The organism is Allobacillus saliphilus (genome assembly GCF_018138385.1).
GTDB lineage: Bacteria > Bacillota > Bacilli > Bacillales > Alkalibacillaceae > Allobacillus > Allobacillus saliphilus.
The window spans coordinates 1-16,479 of the sequence record NZ_JAGSIE010000012.1; the positions used below are offsets into that span (position 1 = coordinate 1).

A 16,479-nucleotide genomic window follows, 5' to 3' on the forward strand; every position below is an offset into this window, starting at 1 on the left:
TATATTTATGTAATTAGCGAACGCTTATAAACTATTGTATAAAATGCTTCTATGATTTCTTGAAAAATCATATAGTTCACTACTTTATTTGTCTCACATTTTTAATCCACAACCTAAGACTAAATTACAAATGTTTAATTTTATGGTAAAATTAAGATAATTTGAACTCGCCAATTTCTTTTCAATTTATAAACTAGACATTTTAGTTAAATGGGGATAAATAAAGGGGGATCTGATGAGTAAAGAAAAAATTAATCAAACGATTAAAGTTGTTTATGGAATTGTAGTTACTATTTTGTTTTTGTTTGCAGCAGATCTCATTCTGGGTAATGAAGGAACCAATGATCGCGTTGGTCTTTTATTAATAATAGTTGCTCTCTTCATAAGTGGTGTGTATGGACTTTATAAGTCTTTAATAGAGAGAAATAAGAAGGGGGCAATTATAGAACTTTTAATTGTGTTATTGGGTTCTATATTCCTAATTAATATAATCATCTAATCAAATCGAGGCCTTTGTAAAACACAAAACTGCCGAGGTGATTTGCCCGTAAATAGAAAGAGCGAAGCAACGTTAGCCTTCGTTCTTTTTTTTGTGGATTTTTACTCTTTTCTAATCATTTTCTCATAATTCTATCCGTTCTTTCTCATATTGAACGTTTAAAGTAAGAGTATACCAAGAAACAAAAGGAGGAAGTTAAGTGAAGAAGAAAATATTATTAGGTACAGTAGCCGTCATTGTAACTGCAGGAGGAGCTTTTGGGGTATCTGCATTGAGTGATCAAACCCTTGATAAAAGTTATGGAAAAGACGGTATCGAAACAGAGGTGGACACTCATATGGAAATAGATACAAATAAATTAGTCGGTGCCCATGAACTAGAAGATATCGTACTTAGCAAAGTTCAAGGAAACATTGAAGAAATTGAACTGGAAGATGAAAATGGCAAGCTTTTATTCAAAGTAGAAATAGAGAGCAAAGAAAATAGAGACGCTGAAGTATATGTAGATGCATATACCGGAGAAGTCATCGAAGTTGAATATGACGATCGTGACGACGAACAAGAAACAGAGAAAGAGGATGTTAACGAGTCTGATCAAAACGAAAACGAGAAAAACTCAGCTAACCATAAACAAGTAAAGTCATCCGAACAAACATCAACAAATGAAATCATTAGTCGTGAGAAAGCAATTGACATTGCAAAAGAAGTTCATAACGGAACCGTTCAAGAGGCTGAACTAGATGAAGACGATGGACAACAAATTTTTGAAATTGAGTTTGAAGATGATGAAGAAGAAGTAGAAGTCGAAATTGATGCTAAGACAGGAAAAGTGTTGAATGTTGAATATGATGATTAATCGGCATGAACAGCCAGGCATTTGCCTGGCTGTTTTTAAAATATATAAGTAGATTATGCTATATTAATAAAAGAGAGTCCTATAAAAGGTGGTGCTTATAATTAGCGATAAGGTTATAAAATTTGTGAGAGATTTTCTATGGATGAATAATAAAAACTTAGATAACATTTCATTGAATAATTTAGAGAAAAAAATGAACGAAAAAGGCTTTGATGATGATTTCATAAAAGAGATTATTCAGGCATTTAAGCAAAGGATCGATAAACAAGGTGAAAAACAATTTAAAAATTGGCTTGTAAACCTTCATTTTAATTGTCCTGATGAATTTCAAAATGAAGAAAAGGCTGTACAAGTCTATGACAAATACTGTTCATGGATAGAAAGTGAAGTAAATAATTTAGAGGATGAAACAAAGTTATCTTGGGAAAGACAAACAGAAGATATCAAGGAACTAGACGAAAAAGCTAGAAAAACACAATTAGTTATAAGACACAGATTATCTGAAATTGTTTTAGATTTAAATTAGTCCACTATGAATTTAAAATCACACGTATAGAAACCTCTTGAAGAGGTTTTTTTTATGCACTTTTATTCTTTTAGTTGTTGTAAAATCTTAGAAAGGTGATTGAAATAATCACTTCTCTACGGAATCATTATAAACACTTTTCGCATAAGCGCACACTTCTTAACCTCCATTTTAATAATTCTCCACCCATTTTTCGACAAATATACGATTCTATAAACAGATACTCAAGCAGATTTCATATATTTTCATAATCTATTAATGAAGGAGGGATTATATGACTAAATGGATTCAAGACGCTGGTCATGGTGGAAGTGATACTGGAGCCTTCCATGATGGTATAGCGGAAAAGAATTGGACACTTGAAGCAGCTCTATATGTCAATCAAAGACTGAATGAGTTAGGAGTTTCTAGTACTGTCACACGAAAATCAGATCAGGATTTATCAAGGGACAAACGTACCGCTACAGTATCAAAATATGAAAAAGCAATATCTCACCATTTTAACGCTGGTGGAGGATCTGGAGCAGAATTAATCCACAGCATTTATGCGGATGGGTCTTTCGAAAAAAACCTACGGCAGAAATTTGAAGAAGCAGGGTATCCTTTTAGACGAATTTTCACCAAAACGTATCCAGGTAATCGTGAGCGAGACTATTATTATATGAATCGCGAAACCGGTAGTGCCAGAGTAACAATTGTAGAATATGGCTTCTTAGATGGACCCAACTTGCATAGATTAAAAGACAAGAACTATCGCGAAGGACTTTACGAATGCGTCGTTCAAGCTATCTGTGCAGAAGAAGGCGTTCCTTATAGACAAGCATCCCAGGAACCCACGGATGAGGGAACAACATTATATCGTGTTGTCACAGGTTCCTTTCATAAAAGGGAGAATGCTGAGAAAAGAATCGAACAGCTCAAGAAAGCAGGGTACGAAGCATTCATCGATATCCTTCGCAAGTAAAGGGGGAATAACATTGGCGATGCTAGATTTTATTATGGAAGAGGCGTATATTTTAATTCCCGTATTAATCATCATCGGTCGAATTTTAAAAATATCAACGAATCTCCCATCACGTTTTATCCCAATCACATTACTTGGACTGAGCTTTTTGTTAACAGGTGTTATGTTAGGACTATCATTCGAGACATTTATCCAATCAGTCTTGATAGCTGGTGCTGCAGTATTTAGCCATCAACTATTTAAGCAAATGAGAAATCGCTAATTGATGGCTGGCTTCCTTTACAGGTTGCCAGCCATTTTTTACGTTCGTTTGATTTGTTCATTCAAATCCTTTTCGACTTTCGAAAAGTAACTTTGCAAAACAAACCAAAAAACAGCGTAAACAAACACAAAACCACCTAAACCAATCGCTATCGGAATGAGACCAACGGGTACCCAACCAAGAAGGAGAGCAAGTGGAAGCCAAACGGTCACTGACAAGAAGAAATGAATTATTGTTTGTTTTAATGGGCTCCACCGCTCGTTTTCAAAAATCAACGAAGCAGAACCAAAGTAAATGCCCATAATCAAAGCACCGAACATTCCTTTCCAGATCTCGAACACATTTGCTTCTGTTTTAGTGAATAAAAGCACAGTGATAAAGATAAAGGTAAATAAAGCTGCGAATGCAATTCCACTAATACTTCTTTTGAATGCTTCTGCAATCATTTCGTACCACCTCCTAGAATAAGCTTTTCTTTTACGTTCATTACGTATTTTCGTGACACATACTCCTTGTTACCAGAACGGAAAAAGACACAAAGATTCCCATTAAAGCTTAATTCGAATGAATTTATTTGTTGGAGATTCCCAATGACCGACTTAGAGAAGCGAGTGAAATGATAAGTTTCCAACAATTCTTCAACCTCATAAAGCTTCATGTTTATTTCTATTGATTTTTCGTTAGCGACAGCAAATACTTTACGGTCATGTGCATAGATAAAGTCGATTTCTTTTGGATGAAGTAATATTGATTTGTCATTTTCAGTACCAATCAATTTACCTGTTGTTTGTTCCTTTAATTTTTCAACTAATAGCTCCAATTCTTTAGACCACTCCTTTGCATGAATTGTGATGGTCGTTTCATGATGGTTTTCATCTAGATCAATTTTTACTTTCAACAACATACCTCCTCCCGGTAACTAAAGTGTACTTGATTCAAAAGTTATGTATCGTTAAATTTACATGACAGGTAGTTAAGTTGTGATAAGTTACTTTACTATGTTCATGAAATGATGTTCAACAATCATTATTTCGATAATTGTTGATTAAAATCCTCTTATAATTCAGCGTAAGTATTGCTGAGTAGCAATTATATGTAACCTGCTAGTGTTTTTATGTTCCAGCTGAGTTCGATACCTATCCATGGGTGTTCTATACGGGACTGAATTTTAAAAATATGTATCTTGTTGAACGAAAACATGCGACCAAATTAAAAATATATGAGCCAAATCATAAAAATACCACCGAACGTTTTTGTTCGGTGGTGATTACATTATACTTTTTCATATCCATGATTTATTAGATTTTCTTCAAATGTTTTGTTTACGACATAAAAGGTATTCTCATATTTCACGACAATCTGTTCATCTGTACAAAATTGTCTTGCTTGTGCGAGGTCTTCAAACGGTGCAACTTCGATATCGAGATCGTTTATTTGGATATAAGGCATTATTAATCACTCCTTATAACAGTAAATACCCTTACCAAAGAAAAGTATTCCTTACGGCTGATAATATCGAAAGGGGCAGCCTTTTTTACGCAGCCGCTCAGCTACGTTGAAAACGGTATAATCATTCGGGTCTAAGTCTTCATTCACTTCCTCCCAAAACAGGGGTGTTGCGACAGTGGCATTACCTTGTCCACGGGGAGAATAGGGGGCAATAATTGTTTTTCCTTCAGCATGTTGCAGAAAATCAATATAAACGCGTTCACCTCTATTTTTTTTCATTCGTTCAATCGTAAATAAGTCCGGGTATTTTTGAACAAGTACTTTAGCTACCGTTTCCATAAATTCTCTTGTTTCATCATAAGCCCACGTTCCATCTGTAGGAATATGGATTTGTAAACCTTTCCGCCCGGAAGTTTTTGCGATGGAAACCAACTCTTTATAGTCACATAGTTCTTTGATCAGTTGAGCGGCTTTTACAGCAACTGGAAACTTGCTTTGATTTGGTGGGTCGATGTCAAATACCATTTCGCGTGGGTTCTCTTCATCCAAACGATTAAAAGGGACATGGTATTCTAGTGCAGCATGATTGCCCAACCAAATCAAGCTCCTTAAATCATTGCAAACAAGATGTTCATTTCCTTGGAAATATTCGGGGGCATAGTCCGGTACGTGTTTTTGATAAAATGATTCTTCATAAATACCGTCCGGAAAACGTATGACCGTTAGTTTTTTATTGTATAAGTGAGGGAGCATCACTGGTGCCACTTTCCGTAAATGAATTAACAAATCAATTTTTAATGCATTTTTAAACAAAATTTTATCTAAATTTGAGTAGTCAATGTCTTCAGGTAATTGAGCAAGCTGTTTTTGAATTCTGTCCAATGTGCACTCCTCAGGATTTAAATCAAATCGAAACCGATGAAACATCGGTTCGCGAATTTCTCCATTGCGTGCATTTAAACAGTTCACTTCAATACAGACGCCTGCAGGTATTTGCCAAGTAGATCGGTTTAGTTTTTGTCCATTTTCTCGGATAAATTGATTTAACGTTTCTCGATCTTCATCAGGAAAGCCATTCTTGACTTTGCCGAGTGGAACAAGTTCTTCCTCGTTATAAACACTGAGGTCGTAATAATCGTTCTCTTGATTCCAACCTGTAACGATACCTTGAATCTGTCGCCAGTTTTTAATTTTTAACCATTGCTTTGTGCGGGTGTTTTCTTGATAAGTCGAGTTAACATTTTTGGCTAATAGACCTTCAGCTTGATGTAAAAACACATCTCCCTTGATACTGGATAAATCTTTGTATTGATCTACCAGCTTTAACTCTTTGATTGGATTCTTTGCGAATAGATTTTCTAGTTGCTTTCGACGTTCTTGATATGATTTTTTCTTTAAAGACTTACCATTCTGTTTGAGTACATCAAATACGTATAGGCTGGCAGGCCGTTCTGCCGCTTTTTTGGAAATAGCTGTTTTTGATTTCATCCTGCCGCGTGTTTGCAGTTCTGAGAAGTTGGTGCGTAATTCCGTCACAGGAATCACCAATTCACAGTCGAGCATGAAAGGGAGATTATCTTTAAAGGTTGCTTGATTTTCTTCGCAAGCTTGGATGATTTCTGGAAATTGATCATTTAATTTTTTCCCATTTCTGGACCACAAGGTAACGCCACTTGTTTTCCATTCCAAACCACAACGAAAACCATCATATTTCACTTCATAACGCCATTGATCTCCAATCGGCGGTTCATCTCGGTATGTAGTTAACATTGGTTTCCACATGGCTATCACCATCCTCATGTATACGGCGCTCGTACTTATTGATACCACAAGACTGAACTCTTTACACCTTTATCCAATGAATAAGTTCATAAGATTTCGGGAATATAAAGAGGACCACTACTTTGAATTCGACTAGGAGGGAAGATCCTTATGCATACGATGTGGAAAGGGTCCATTAGCTTTGGTCTTGTCAATATACCAGTCAAGTTACATTCTGCAACAGAAAATAAAGATATCAAATTACGCCAGCTTCATAAGGAATGTAAAACGCCAATACGATATAAAAAAACATGTCCAGAATGTGGTCGAGATGATGTTGAAAATGATGAAATTGTTAAAGGATTTGAATATGCCAAAGGGAAGTATGTCATTTTAACCGATGAAGAGTTAGAAGAGCTAAAAGAAGAGAATGATGATAAGTCGGTTGAGATTTTGGACTTTGTTCAGTTAGAAGAAATTGATCCGATCTATTTTGATCGAAGCTATTATTTGTCTCCGAACTCAGGAGGGGCAAAAGCGTATTCATTATTAAGAAAAGCATTAGAAGATGCAGGGAAAATCGGAGTGGCCAAAATCACAATCCGTTCAAAAGAACATCTTGCTGTCGTTCGAGTTTACGAAAACACGTTAATTATGGAAACCATCCATTATCCCGATGAAGTGAGAAATGTCGGAGAAGTACCGAATGTTCCCGAGCAGGAAGATGTAGGGAAGAAAGAGCTCGAGACAGCGAAAATGCTTATTGATCAACTAACAGCAGAGTTCGATCCGACTCAATATAAAGATGAGTACCGTGAAAACTTGGAGAATTTAATTGAACAGAAAAAGGATGGGGAAGAGGTCACCATCCCGAAAGAACCGAAAAAGCAGGATAATGTCACTGATTTGATGGATGCACTAGAAAAATCGTTGCAGAAAAATAAGAAAAAATCGACCGGAACAAAGAAAAAGTCAACACAAAAGAAATCGACCGCCAAGAAGTCATCTGAAAAAAGCACATCTAAGAAAAAGTCATCTGAGAAAAAAGAGAAGAAGACAGGTTAGTAAAAAGTCCGTGAGTGGTCGCTCATGGACTTTTCCTTTATGAAGACGTCAGTTGGTTGGGACCATATAATTTTAAATTGGTCCCATATAATTCGATGAAGGGACCATAAAAAAGAGAGATGGTAACATATATTGCAATCGACGACGTATATAATATTTTTTTGGGCACATATTTATTGATTTTGGGCACATATCACATAATTCATAAAATGAAAAAAAGTACCGGAAAACAAACTCCGGTACTTTTTTTATTCAGATTATTCACTTAACAATTTATCTCTTAAATCATCGAGCATCATGTTAGCTGCGATGACGCCGCCAGCTGTATTCCAAATGGTATCACTGACTTCGTATGCTTTTCCTTCTTGAACGGCTTCTAGGTTTTGCCATAATGGATCTTCTGTCCACTCGTTTTGGACTTGTTGGCCATCTTCTGCTTTTTGGTAAGTGAAGTAAAAGATGACGTCCCCATCCATTTCATTGATTCGTTCTTTTGTAACACCTTTTGCCGCAAATTCATCTTTTTGTTGAGATTCAGGGCGGTCTAATCCGATTTCTTCCAAGATAATTCCTGAGAAGGAATCTTTATAATAAATACGTACATCTTGTGGCATGAAGCGTACCATAGAGACTTTTGTATCTAACTTATCGGCTTCTTCTAAATCTGCAGATAGTTTTTCTACTTTACTTTGATAATCGTCAAGTACTTGCTGTCCTTCGTCTTGCATGCCGACAGCTTCAGCAATCAATTCAAAGTTGATTTTCCAATCGCCACGTAACGTTTCTTCCATTACCGTCGGTGCAATCGCATTAAGGGCTTCATAATGTTCCTCTTGACGCATTTTATTCGCTAAGATTAAGTCTGGCTCAAGAGCAGCAATTGCTTCTAGATTGATATCACTTTCCGTACCGACGACCTCGACACCTTCCATATCGTCGCTAATATGTTCATACCAAGGATCGCCAACCCACGATTGGACGGCGCCAGTTGGTGTGATGCCTAAAGAGAGTAAAGCTTCCGTTCCGTGATTCGTCAATACGACAATTTTCTCAGGATTCTCCTCGATGGTTGCTGTGCCCATCGCATGCTCTACTTCATAAGTATTGCTTGATTCGCTTTCAGTCTGGTTGTCCTCGTTATCATTGCTACCGTTTTCTTCTGACGAATCATCTCCGCCACAAGCAGCTAGGAATAGTACGAGTAAACCGGTAATCAAATAAAATATGCTTTTTTTCATTTCTTTTCCTCCATTCACCTTGGTGAGAATGATTATCATTTACAATAACAATCGTAATCATTTATAATAAGAGTGTCAACAAAATTATTAAATTTTATTTACCTTTTATGTAAAAGCTAATTTATAAGGGTTTTCTGTTTTGACACGCTAGGCATGTTCATCTAGACTAGTGAAAGCTTTGTGCTATTTTGCCCGTACTACGGAGTTTCAGTGTAGAAAGGTAACATCATTATGATAGAAAAAAATAAAGGGAAATGGATTGGACTAGGATTGGGTTCAATTGTTGTGTTGTTTTTTATGTGGGGAAGTGTCATTTGGGGGTTGACTAAAATTGATACGCAAATGGTCATTGATTCCTTTCTCCATTTCGATGGATCCAACGAGCATATTATCATCCAAGATACCCGGATTCCTAGGTCACTCATCGCTGCAGCAGTTGGGGCGAGTTTAGCGATCGCCGGAGCAATTATGCAAGGTATTACAAATAACCCATTAGCTTCACCGAGTATTTTTGGTGTGAATGCTGGTGCTAGTTTCTTTGTCGTCCTTGGAATTACCGCTTTTGGCATGACATCTCTCATGTCTTTTACATGGTTGGCTTTCTTAGGAGCAGCATTAGCGGTGATCATTGTTTATTCATTGGGCACCTTAGGAAAAGATGGCTTGACACCAATAAAAATGACATTAGCTGGTGCGGCCATTGCAGCATTATTTTCATCTATGACACAAGGGATGCTTACATTAAATGAGCAATCATTAGATCAGGCATTATTTTGGCTTGCAGGCTCTGTACAAGGAAGGGATTTGGACATATTAGCGGCGGTTTTTCCATATATACTTATTGGCTTGGTCGTATCCTTACTAATTGGAAAACAAATCAACGTCCTTGCAATGGGAGAAGATTTGGCCAAAGGATTAGGACAAAAAACGTGGCTAATAAAAGTATTGGCCGCATTGACAATAGTTCTATTGGCAGGTGGAGCGGTCGCAGTTGCAGGGCCGATTGGTTTCATTGGTATCGTTATTCCACATGTTGCCAGATGGATGGTAGGCATTGATTATCGGTGGGTTATTCCTTATAGTGGCATGTTAGGAGCAGTATTATTATTGATAGCCGATATTGGAGCGAGATATATCATTATGCCAGCAGAAGTTCCAGTAGGTGTCATGACTGCATTCATCGGGGTTCCCTTCTTTATTTACATTGCAAGAAGGGGGATTAATGAATGAAGAGATATGTGCCTTTTCGGATCGGAAATATTTCTTTTTTAATGAATTATCGATCCATAGCGTATGTGGTTGGGTTAGTTCTTTTAACAATCATATTAATTATTTTAAGCTTAGGCATAGGACAATTAAACGTTGCACCAATAGAAGTAATCAGAGCTTTATTTGATTCTAGTACAGATATGAATAACTTAGTCGTGCAATCGTTTCGTATGCCCCGCGTATTAATGGCCTTATTTGCAGGGGCTGGATTAGCAGTATCAGGAGCGATACTACAAGGTATGATTCGCAATCCGTTAGCCTCTCCGGATATTATCGGGATTACGGGCGGAGCGGCGTTCGCGACAGTCGGATTCTTAGCTTTCTTCAGTGATCGAAGCAATACATTGACTGTCAGTATTCAATGGTTACCGCTTGCTTCATTTATAGGAGCTATTGTTACGGGCTTTCTCGTTTATTTTCTTGCTTGGAAAAATGGCGGAATCAAACCGATGCGGTTAGTTTTGATTGGTATAGGTGTTTCAGCAGCGGTACAAGCATTTACAACAATGATTATGATATTAGGGCCGATTTTTACAGCTTCACGCGCAAATATATGGATTACCGGAAGTGTCAATGGAGCTAATTGGAGTGAAGTTTGGACAATTATCCCGTGGTTCTTTCTATTGATGGCCATCTTGTTTGTTTATGTAAGACGATTAAACGTTCAAGAGCTAGGTGAGGATCTTGCAGCGAATGCAGGCAGTTTAATTCAACGTGATCGGTTCATGCTGATTACGCTGAGTACCTCGTTAGCAGGTATTGCAGTTGCATTTGCAGGAGGCATCGGGTTTGTTGGCTTAATGGCACCGCATATCGCTAGACGGTTAGTAGGTTCTTCCTTTGGTTCACTAATTCCAGTATCCGCTTTAGTCGGTGGATGTATTGTCATCGCTGCGGACTTAATTGCACGGACAGCATTCGCACCGCTTGAAGTTCCGGTAGGTGTGCTGACATCTGCCATAGGTGCCCCGTATTTTATTTATTTGTTATACAAAAGTAGAAATCAATAAAGGTTCAGAATGATCGACCTGAAAGGAGTGTTTGGAATGGATGCCATTCGTACGAATGCATTGACGCTAGGCTATGGAGAAGAAGACATCATTGAAGAGCTTGACTTGGTGATTCCAAAAGGAAAAATCACTGTATTCATCGGAGGAAATGGCTCGGGAAAATCGACATTACTTCGTTCGCTCGCACGTTTGCTGAAGCCGAAAGAAGGTTCGGTTGTCTTAGATGGAGCTGACATCGCCCGAACGCCAACGAAAAAAATTGCCCAGAAGCTATCAATTTTACCTCAATCACCTGTCGCTCCGGAAGGCTTGACTGTTCTTGAACTTGTTAAACAGGGGAGATATCCGTATCAGAGTTGGTTGAACCAATGGTCTGAGAAAGATGAAAAAGCGGTGCAACGGGCAATGGAAGTGACCGGAGTAAAAGATTTATCCGAAAGAAAAGTAGATTCACTTTCCGGCGGTCAACGTCAACGGGCTTGGATTGCAATGAACTTGGCGCAAGATACAGATATTATTTTACTCGATGAACCGACGACTTATTTAGATTTGACCCACCAAATCGATATTTTGGATTTATTAAGTGATTTGAATGAAGAAGAAAATCGCACAATTGTCATGGTATTGCATGATATTAATCTCGCTTGTCGTTATGCCGACCATATCGTGGCGATCAGTAATAAAACGATTTATCATCAAGGCGACCCAGACACGATTGTCACACCAGAGTTAGTGGCGAATGTTTTTGGTCTTCGCTGTCAAATCATGAATGACCCACATAGTGGAACGCCAATGTGTATCCCATTCAGTAGGGGAAGACGGAAAAAGGATGCTAGCCATGCCAGAAAAATGGACGCTTGAAGATCAAGAGTTATTTCAAAATCAATTTCGAATTCTATTTGATTTGAAGGAAACTGATTGTGCGGTTTCATTTCAACAGCTACTTGATGAAGAGTTTTTATCATCCTATTTGCCGGATTTGAAAGAGCAGTTTCAAACGAATCAGCTATTGGCTTTAGGCTCACAGTTCATTAAACGTCTTGGGTTTATATTGACTGTTCCGGCTCTATTCTTATTGGCGACTTCTCAAAAGAAACTTAATGTACAATTGAAAGATCTATATTTAGTTTCAAAATTTAAAGAAGATCTATGGATGCCACATTTGTATCAAAAAGGTTGGGATGCACCCTCTGTTGAGCATAGGTCAGAGCGTGAATCTTATTTGAAGCGAGTTATTCAAGAGATCGCTAAAATTATTTCAGCTGTTCATCGAGTAGCAAAAGTACCAAGGCCTTTATTATGGGAAAATGTCGCAGTTTATATTTACTGGCTATATGAGACACGGTTACAAGATGAAAATCTTACGTTGCTCGAGCAAAAAGAAGCATGGAATGATTTTGCTTACTTGTTACAGCTTGATCCGCAATGCTTTGATGAACGATTTAATCCATTGCATCGTTTTTATACGAATAAAATTGATGTGAAAGGGAATGATCAACCGATTCGTATCAGACGAACGTGTTGTTTTAACTATGAAACAAATGCTAAGAAAAAGTATTGCCAAGGCTGTCCGAAAACAGACGTTAATAAGGCTGCCTGTATGGTGACGAAGAGACAGGTTTTACCTATAGAAGCGATTAAACAATGATATAGAGAGAGTCACGCCACAGTAAATATACTGTGGTATTTTTTTGGTGTTTTTAAGCAATTATATACTTTCGTTGAGAATGATTATCATTTCAGCTATAATGAATAGTAGATGCAGTTGTAAAGAATGTTTGAATGCTATGAATAGGTTAATTCGAAAAGGATGATTGATATGGAAATGATGCTAACTAGAAATGAAAAAGATCAGCTACAACAAACATTCCGAATACTATTTCAAAACAACTTAACTGATCAACCTATGGCAATTCAATCATTATTAGATGAAAACATTTTATATGATTATCTAAAGGAAACGGATGAAATATTACAAACAGATCAGTTATTGGTTGTAGGGTCGCAACTTATAAAGCGTTTAACAAACACTCTGCTCGTTCCCGCGCTATATACGCTTGCCGTTTTTAATAAAAAAATGGATTTAAGTACCGGCAATCGATTTATCATTTCGGCAATGAAAAAACAAAAATGGATGCCGTATTTGTATAGCGAAACAGATAAAGTTACAACAGTGACTAATCGGGTAGACCGAAATGCGTATTTGGAAGAAAGCATTCGTGAAATATCCTATTATGTTCAAGCGATCAATAAAGTCGCAAAAGTGCCAACTCCTTTATTGTGGGAGAATGCAGCTGTTTATATTTATAAATTGTATGAATCGAAGTTACAAAGTGAAGAATTGAATTTATATGAACAAAAGGAAGCATGGAATGACTTTGCTTATCTTCTTCAGTTGAAGGGCGATATTTTCCAGACTAGCTTTAATCCATTACAACGGTTTTATACAAATAAAATTGAGGTAGAAGGCAAAGAAGAACCTGTCCGAGTACGTCGGACATGCTGCTTTAATTATGAAACGAATAGTGGTAAGTATTGTAAAGGTTGTCCGAAATCGGATGTTAATAAAGAAGCGTGCATGCGAACGAAACGTCATGTCATGGCTGTAGAGATGGTTCACTAACCAACTTCGTTTAATCCTCCTATCTGACGGGAAAAGGTTTTATAGATAGGAGGTATTTTTTATGGCTTTAAAATGTGTATTTTTAAACACGTCACTTAAAAAAAGTGGTGAACAATCCAATACGGAAGCTTTGTTTGATGAAGCGAAAAGAGTATATGAAAAAGAAGGCGTAGAGGTAGAAGTGTTACGTTTGGCCGATTACAATGTTCCTGTTGGAATTTCTGATGATTTAGGTGAGGGCGATGAATGGCCTGGAATCCTTCAAAAGATTCTCAATGCAGATATATTTATCCTTGGTTCACCGGTCTGGTTAGGCGAAAAAAGTAGCTTGGCCAAAAAGGCTTTAGAGCGACTGAATGGAAGCAGTGGACAAACGAATGACAAAGGACAAGAAATATTCTATAACCGTGTAGCAGGTGCAGTCGTTACAGGAAATGAAGACGGCGCAAAACATGCTTCACACGATATCATTTATGGATTGAGCCATCTAGGATTTACAATCCCACCAAACGTTGATGCCTATTGGGTAGGCGAAGCAGGACCAGGTCCGTCCTATATAAAAGCAGGTACAGACAGCGATTTTACTCAAAATGCAATTACTACAATGGCATATAACACGATCCATCTCGCTCGCATGTTGAATGCAAAACCGATTCCAGCAGAAGGAAATGTGACAAAATAAAATGTAACTATAAAAGCCCTGGACGAAGGAGTAGTTCTTCGTTCAGGGCTTATTGTTGGTGTCGGAATTGAAAAACACTCGAGCCGCTCGACAAAGCGATGCAACCGCCCGACGAAGCGTTCTAACCGCTCGATAAACGTGTGTAACCGCTCGATGAACGTGTTACTGTACCATTAAAGTAGACACCAAATAAACGCACAGATAGAAAAATGTTATCATGACTATTTGGAGGTCGAAAAAAATGAAAATCAAAAAGTATCCCTATGAATTAAAGAAGCAGGTTGTCGAATTATTCTTTGAAGGAGAATCTGTCCCTGAGTTGACGGAAAAGTTTTCAATCAAAAATCGACGAAGCATTTGAACCACTCGACTATGCAATCTAACCGCTCGATCATCAGTTAATAAGAAGGAATTAAAGATGGATTATTCAAGTAAAAAATGCTTCATTTCATCGACAATCTCATTCGGTCGTTCATCTGTAATTAAATGACCAGTTTGATCGTATGCTTTCAAGGTTGCATTCGGTAAATCTCCAGCTAGCTTTTTTCCTATTCGAAGAGGGGTGATTTTATCATTCTTTCCCCACAACAATAATATAGGATGTTTAATCGAACTGAGCTTTTCTGAAAACAGATCGCCTTCTCGCTGTCTAATCAGACGGATTAACGATCGATAGAAATCTCTTTTCAAGAAGGGTTTTTCATAAACACGAATCATTTCTTGATTGATCAGCGATTGGTCATATAAAACATTTTGTAATGTTTTTTCAACACCTACTCGTTTAAAGTAACGCATTAAAAATAGTGAGAAAAAAGGTAGATAAGAAGCTGCCACATATTTTTGTGCAGGTTTCATTAAATAGCCTGAACTATTCAGCAAGATCAACTTGTCTACTCGGTCGGGGAAATTTCTCGCAGTATACAAAGCAACCTGCCCACCCATGGAGTGACCTGCGATGGAAACTTTATTTAATTGAAAGTGATCCATTAGATCATTGACCATTTGTGCATAACCTTCAAATGAATAATCAAAAGAAGTAGATTTTTCACTGTTCCCAAATCCAGGTAAATCGAAGGCTACTATTGAAAAATCTTCAGCTAGTAACGGTATCACTCGGTTAAATGTATATGTAGAGGCAAGAAAGCCGTGAATTAAGAATAATGGTGGTCGGTCATTTAGTGTGTGTTCACAATAAATCTTCGTATTATTAATTTCAATCGTTTCTTTTGTCAGTTGAACATCTACCATTCATAATCCTCCAATCCCCATACAAACGAGGTTCCCCAAACTGATTAAAAATATGCAACAAAAAACCGCCAAGCACTATGTTCACTTGAACGGCATTTAATTAATCAACTACGACTTCCACTTCAAAGTCTGCATTTACAAAAAGTCCGATGATTTCCATTTCATAATCCAATTCTCTAAAAGTTTGTACGTTCGTTTTAATCTTTTCTTTTTTAGTAGAATCTTCAAGTGAATAGCCTGCACAGTCATGGTGACCAACAATGGCGAGAACTTTAGAGCCATGATTATGATATGAAATATCCACTTTATCCATAATTCTTTTTCTGTCTTCATCGGAACCATAGAGGAGTGTTTTATTCGGACCTGCTTCTGTGATCATGTCAACATAGGTAGCATTGTATTTTTCTTTCATCCATTTAATGACCGGCTCTTGTACACGGCCATCCATACAATTAATTGCTGTTACGAATTGGTTTGACATCATAACTCCTCCCAAAAACTCTCTTTTCACACTAATTATAGTTTATTCGAAGAAAGTGTGAATTGAAAGTAATATCTAAAAAATGAGACAATTGAACAATTTACTCTTTAGCCTTCATTTGTTTGATTAAATATATTACTCTTCTCAAATAGATAATAACTAGGATCGATATACCAATCAAAAACAATAGAGCTGAAACAATCCAAAATTCAGTTAAATAGTGAGGTGCTGCTACGGCAATAGCTGCCAATAATAGGCCGCCAATTATTAGAAAAGTAAGTATTCTGGCGATCATCATAAAACCTCCAAAAAAAGATTGACAAGTTCAGTATAAAACATTATATTAGTAATTGTCGACAAAAGATTTATTTATCAAATGACTCCGTAGCTCAGCTGGGAGAGCGCCACCTTGACAGGGTGGAGGTCGTTGGTTCGAGCCCAATCGGAGTCATAGGGTGCCAAACCCAATGAATCGCAATGTATAGAATTGAATTCATAATTGCGGTAGATAACAAACCTTCTTGGACATAGTCTAAGGAGGTTTTT

Annotated in this window: 20 protein-coding genes and 1 tRNA gene; 13 read left to right on the forward strand and 8 right to left on the reverse strand. The window is 37.3% G+C overall.

The genetic code is table 11. The annotated features are described in order from the left end of the window. Positions 1-235 precede the first annotated feature (235 nt). The 5 genes from KC820_RS04710 (at position 236) to KC820_RS04730 (ending at position 3,107) form a co-directional block, all read left to right on the forward strand. Complete coding sequence (locus KC820_RS04710; protein WP_212368668.1) at positions 236-499, forward strand: hypothetical protein; 264 nt, start codon at positions 236-238, stop codon at positions 497-499. 199 nt (positions 500-698) lie between these two features. After that, positions 699-1,355 carry a PepSY domain-containing protein gene (locus tag KC820_RS04715; protein WP_212368672.1) on the forward strand — a complete coding sequence of 219 codons (657 nt, stop codon included), beginning with the start codon at positions 699-701 and terminating at the stop codon, positions 1,353-1,355. A 142-nt stretch (positions 1,356-1,497) separates the two neighbouring features. Then, a complete protein-coding gene (locus tag KC820_RS04720) occupies positions 1,498-1,881 on the forward strand; it encodes a hypothetical protein (protein ID WP_236782526.1) in 384 nt (127 codons plus the stop codon). Positions 1,882-2,155: 274 nt separating this feature from the next. Next, positions 2,156-2,845 (forward strand): N-acetylmuramoyl-L-alanine amidase, encoded by a 690-nt coding sequence (locus KC820_RS04725; RefSeq protein ID WP_212368675.1) that lies wholly within the window; start codon positions 2,156-2,158, stop codon positions 2,843-2,845. A gap of 19 nt (positions 2,846-2,864) precedes the next feature. After that, positions 2,865-3,107: a phage holin family protein gene (locus tag KC820_RS04730; protein ID WP_236782534.1), complete on the forward strand. Its 243-nt coding sequence runs from the start codon at positions 2,865-2,867 to the stop codon at positions 3,105-3,107. Between the two features lie 38 nt (positions 3,108-3,145). Here KC820_RS04730 and KC820_RS04735 read toward each other — a convergent pair whose 3' ends face one another. The 4 genes from KC820_RS04735 to ligD form a co-directional block, all read right to left on the reverse strand. After that, on the reverse strand, positions 3,146-3,553 hold the full coding sequence (locus tag KC820_RS04735; protein ID WP_212368681.1) for a DUF3021 domain-containing protein: 408 nt from the start codon (positions 3,551-3,553) through the stop codon (positions 3,146-3,148). Continuing rightward, on the reverse strand, positions 3,550-4,005 hold the full coding sequence (locus KC820_RS04740; protein ID WP_212368683.1) for a LytTR family DNA-binding domain-containing protein: 456 nt from the start codon (positions 4,003-4,005) through the stop codon (positions 3,550-3,552). The genes KC820_RS04735 and KC820_RS04740 overlap by 4 nt, the downstream gene beginning before the upstream one ends. Before the next feature lie 374 nt (positions 4,006-4,379). After that, the gene (locus KC820_RS04745) at positions 4,380-4,556 is read right to left on the reverse strand and encodes a hypothetical protein (RefSeq protein ID WP_212368685.1); all 177 of its coding nucleotides are present in this window, start codon (positions 4,554-4,556) and stop codon (positions 4,380-4,382) included. A 51-nt stretch (positions 4,557-4,607) separates the two neighbouring features. After that, on the reverse strand, positions 4,608-6,338 hold the full coding sequence (gene ligD, locus KC820_RS04750) for a DNA ligase D (RefSeq protein WP_212368687.1): 1,731 nt from the start codon (positions 6,336-6,338) through the stop codon (positions 4,608-4,610). 150 nt (positions 6,339-6,488) lie between these two features. Here ligD and ku point away from each other — a divergent pair, with 150 nt between their 5' ends. Next, positions 6,489-7,382 carry a non-homologous end joining protein Ku gene (gene ku, locus KC820_RS04755; protein WP_212368689.1) on the forward strand — a complete coding sequence of 298 codons (894 nt, stop codon included), beginning with the start codon at positions 6,489-6,491 and terminating at the stop codon, positions 7,380-7,382. A 257-nt stretch (positions 7,383-7,639) separates the two neighbouring features. Here the strand turns inward: ku and KC820_RS04760 are convergent, their stop codons facing one another. Continuing rightward, entirely contained in the window at positions 7,640-8,620 is a 981-nt protein-coding gene (locus KC820_RS04760; RefSeq protein ID WP_212368691.1) for an ABC transporter substrate-binding protein, read from the reverse strand. 228 nt (positions 8,621-8,848) lie between these two features. Here KC820_RS04760 and KC820_RS04765 point away from each other — a divergent pair, with 228 nt between their 5' ends. The 6 genes from KC820_RS04765 to KC820_RS04790 all read left to right on the forward strand — a co-directional run bounded on the left by KC820_RS04765 (position 8,849) and on the right by KC820_RS04790 (position 14,204). Then, a complete protein-coding gene (locus KC820_RS04765; protein WP_212368858.1) occupies positions 8,849-9,850 on the forward strand; it encodes a FecCD family ABC transporter permease in 1,002 nt (333 codons plus the stop codon). Beyond that, positions 9,847-10,899, forward strand: a complete 1,053-nt coding sequence (locus KC820_RS04770) for a FecCD family ABC transporter permease (protein WP_212368693.1) — start codon at positions 9,847-9,849, stop codon at positions 10,897-10,899. Before KC820_RS04765 ends, KC820_RS04770 begins: the two co-directional genes overlap by 4 nt. Positions 10,900-10,935: 36 nt before the next feature. Next, positions 10,936-11,760: an ABC transporter ATP-binding protein gene (locus KC820_RS04775; protein ID WP_144088548.1), complete on the forward strand. Its 825-nt coding sequence runs from the start codon at positions 10,936-10,938 to the stop codon at positions 11,758-11,760. Further along, a complete protein-coding gene (locus KC820_RS04780; RefSeq protein ID WP_212368695.1) occupies positions 11,738-12,547 on the forward strand; it encodes a hypothetical protein in 810 nt (269 codons plus the stop codon). The genes KC820_RS04775 and KC820_RS04780 overlap by 23 nt, the downstream gene beginning before the upstream one ends. A gap of 171 nt (positions 12,548-12,718) precedes the next feature. Further along, the gene (locus KC820_RS04785; protein WP_212368697.1) at positions 12,719-13,522 is read left to right on the forward strand and encodes a (2Fe-2S)-binding protein; all 804 of its coding nucleotides are present in this window, start codon (positions 12,719-12,721) and stop codon (positions 13,520-13,522) included. Between the two features lie 61 nt (positions 13,523-13,583). Next, positions 13,584-14,204, forward strand: coding sequence for a flavodoxin family protein (locus KC820_RS04790; RefSeq protein ID WP_212368699.1), 621 nt, complete (start codon positions 13,584-13,586; stop codon positions 14,202-14,204). A 423-nt stretch (positions 14,205-14,627) separates the two neighbouring features. Here the strand turns inward: KC820_RS04790 and KC820_RS04795 are convergent, their stop codons facing one another. The 3 genes from KC820_RS04795 to KC820_RS04805 all read right to left on the reverse strand — a co-directional run bounded on the left by KC820_RS04795 (position 14,628) and on the right by KC820_RS04805 (position 16,228). Next, the gene (locus tag KC820_RS04795) at positions 14,628-15,452 is read right to left on the reverse strand and encodes an alpha/beta fold hydrolase (protein ID WP_212368701.1); all 825 of its coding nucleotides are present in this window, start codon (positions 15,450-15,452) and stop codon (positions 14,628-14,630) included. Positions 15,453-15,552: 100 nt separating this feature from the next. Next, the gene (locus KC820_RS04800) at positions 15,553-15,933 is read right to left on the reverse strand and encodes a carbonic anhydrase (protein ID WP_236782528.1); all 381 of its coding nucleotides are present in this window, start codon (positions 15,931-15,933) and stop codon (positions 15,553-15,555) included. A gap of 100 nt (positions 15,934-16,033) precedes the next feature. Further along, entirely contained in the window at positions 16,034-16,228 is a 195-nt protein-coding gene (locus KC820_RS04805) for a hypothetical protein (RefSeq protein WP_212368705.1), read from the reverse strand. A gap of 83 nt (positions 16,229-16,311) precedes the next feature. Between KC820_RS04805 and KC820_RS04810 the strand changes: the two genes are divergently transcribed. Continuing rightward, positions 16,312-16,384, forward strand: a tRNA-Val gene (locus tag KC820_RS04810). Positions 16,385-16,479: the final 95 nt, after the last annotated feature.